Consider the following 3,220-nt stretch of genomic DNA (forward strand, 5'->3'; position numbering starts at 1 on the left):
TGTGTTTCTGCATGGGAGCCTGACGATTACCTACTTTCACACGGGCAATCCGCACTATCATCGGCGTGGAGTCGTTTCACGGTCCTGTTCGGGATGGGAAGGGGTGGTACCGACTCGCTATGGTCATCAGGCATGACTTGTTGTCAGGTTGACGCGGGGGTCAACACGACCAATCTGGAAGAAGTAGTGTCTGGTGCATCGCACCAGGGGGAATGGGGTGGTGAGTGTATCGGGCACAACGCGGATCTCAACCGTGCGGGGCGGCGCGAGGAGGCGCCACCGGAAACACACTGGTTATAGGATCAAGCCTTACGGGCAATTAGTATCAGTTAGCTCAACGCATTACTGCGCTTACACACCTGACCTATCAACGTCCTGGTCTTGAACGACCCTTCAAGGGGCTCGAAGCCCCGGGGATATCTCATCTTAAGGCGAGTTTCCCGCTTAGATGCTTTCAGCGGTTATCTCTTCCGAACATAGCTACCCGGCGATGCCACTGGCGTGACAACCGGTACACCAGAGGTTCGTCCACTCCGGTCCTCTCGTACTAGGAGCAGCCCCCTTCAAATATCCAGCGCCCACGGCAGATAGGGACCAAACTGTCTCACGACGTTTTAAACCCAGCTCACGTACCTCTTTAAATGGCGAACAGCCATACCCTTGGGACCGGCTACAGCCCCAGGATGAGATGAGCCGACATCGAGGTGCCAAACACCGCCGTCGATATGAACTCTTGGGCGGTATCAGCCTGTTATCCCCAGAGTACCTTTTATCCGTTGAGCGATGGCCCTTCCATACAGAACCACCGGATCACTATGACCTGCTTTCGCACCTGCTCGACTTGTCGGTCTCGCAGTCAAGCACGCTTATGCCATTGCACTATCAGCACGATTTCCGACCGTACCTAGCGTACCTTCGTACTCCTCCGTTACACTTTGGGAGGAGACCGCCCCAGTCAAACTGCCTACCATGCACTGTCCCCGGTCCGGATTCACGGACCAGGGTTAGAACCTCAAACAGATCAGGGTGGTATTTCAAGGATGGCTCCACGCAAACTGGCGTTCACGCTTCAAAGCCTCCCACCTATCCTACACAGACCGGTTCAAAGTCCAATGCAAAGCTACAGTAAAGGTTCATGGGGTCTTTCCGTCTAGCCGCGGGGAGATTGCATCATCACAAACACTTCAACTTCGCTGAGTCTCGGGAGGAGACAGTGTGGCCATCGTTACGCCATTCGTGCAGGTCGGAACTTACCCGACAAGGAATTTCGCTACCTTAGGACCGTTATAGTTACGGCCGCCGTTTACCGGGACTTCAATCAGGAGCTTGCACCCCATCATTTAATCTTCCGGCACCGGGCAGGCGTCACACCCTATACGTCCACTTTCGTGTTTGCAGAGTGCTGTGTTTTTATTAAACAGTCGCAGCCACCAGTTTATTGCAACCCCTTCACCCTTTGCGCGCAGGCGCATCAAGCTACAGGGGCGTACCTTATCCCGAAGTTACGGTACCAATTTGCCGAGTTCCTTCTCCCGAGTTCTCTCAAGCGCCTTAGAATACTCATCTCGCCCACCTGTGTCGGTTTGCGGTACGGTCTTGTTGAACTGAAGCTTAGAGGCTTTTCCTGGAACCACTTCCGATTGCTTCGTCACCGAAGTGACTGGCCTCACACCCTTGAATTACGCGCCCGGATTTGCCAAAGCGCCTTCTCCAATGCAAGGACCGGGACTTCCAACACCCGGACAACCTTCCGCGATCCGTCCCCCCATCGCATTCAACAATGGTGCAGGAATATTAACCTGCTTCCCATCAGCTACGCATTTCTGCCTCGCCTTAGGGGCCGACTCACCCTACGCCGATGAACGTTGCGTAGGAAACCTTGGGCTTACGGCGAGGGGGCCTTTCACCCCCTTTATCGCTACTCATGTCAGCATTCGCACTTCCGATACCTCCAGCACACTTTCCAGTGCACCTTCGCAGGCTTACGGAACGCTCTCCTACCATGCATATAAATATGCATCCGCAGCTTCGGTATATTGCTTAGCCCCGTTACATCTTCCGCGCAGGACGACTCGATCAGTGAGCTATTACGCTTTCTTTAAAGGATGGCTGCTTCTAAGCCAACCTCCTGACTGTTTTAGCCTTCCCACTTCGTTTCCCACTTAGCAATATTTGGGGACCTTAGCTGGCGGTCTGGGTTGTTTCCCTCTTGACACCGGACGTTAGCACCCGATGTCTGTCTCCCGTGATTGCACTCTTCGGTATTCGGAGTTTGCTATGGCGTAGTAATCCGCAATGGACCCCACAACCATGACAGTGCTCTACCCCCGAAGGTGATACACGAGGCACTACCTAAATAGTTTTCGGAGAGAACCAGCTATTTCCAGGTTTGTTTAGCCTTTCACCCCTATCCACAGCTCATCCCCTAACTTTTCAACGTTAGTGGGTTCGGACCTCCAGTACGTGTTACCGCACCTTCATCCTGGCCATGGATAGATCACCTGGTTTCGGGTCTACACCCAGCGACTGAATCGCCCTGTTCGGACTCGCTTTCGCTACGCCTGCCCTAATCGGTTAAGCTTGCCACTGAATGTAAGTCGCTGACCCATTATACAAAAGGTACGCCGTCACCCCTTGCGAGGCTCCGACTGTTTGTATGCATGCGGTTTCAGGATCTGTTTCACTCCCCTCCCGGGGTTCTTTTCGCCTTTCCCTCACGGTACTGGTTCACTATCGGTCGATCACGAGTATTTAGCCTTGGAGGATGGTCCCCCCATCTTCAGACAGGATTTCACGTGTCCCGCCCTACTTGTCGTACACCTAGTTCTTCCTCGCTGTTTTCGTCTACAGGGCTATCACCTGCTATGGCCGCACTTTCCAGAGCGTTCGACTAACAATGAAGATAAAGAGTACAGGCTGCTCCCATTTCGCTCGCCACTACTCTGGGAATCTCGGTTGATTTCTTTTCCTGCGGTTACTTAGATGTTTCAGTTCACCGCGTTCGCTTCACGTAGCCTATGTATTCAGCTACGGATACTCCATAAGGAGTGGGTTTCCCCATTCGGATATCGGTGGATCAAAGCTCGTTTGCCAGCTCCCCACCGCTTTTCGCAGGCTACCGCGTCCTTCATCGCCTGTGATCGCCAAGGCATCCACCACATGCACTTGTTCGCTTGACCCTATAACGAGTGTGTCTCCCGGTCCTTGCGGATCCGTCGAG

2 rRNA genes are annotated in these 3,220 nt (G+C 53.5%); both read right to left on the bottom strand.

Going from position 1 to position 3,220, the window contains the following annotated elements:
- Nucleotides 1-17: 17 nt before the first annotated feature.
- Nucleotides 18-131 (bottom strand): 5S ribosomal RNA (gene rrf, locus ACTJLC_RS31620).
- Nucleotides 132-298: 167 nt separating this feature from the next.
- A 23S ribosomal RNA gene (locus ACTJLC_RS31625) occupies nucleotides 299-3,179 on the bottom strand.
- Nucleotides 3,180-3,220: the final 41 nt, after the last annotated feature.

The organism is Paraburkholderia sp. 22099, assembly GCF_052045835.1.
GTDB lineage: Bacteria > Pseudomonadota > Gammaproteobacteria > Burkholderiales > Burkholderiaceae > Paraburkholderia > Paraburkholderia terricola.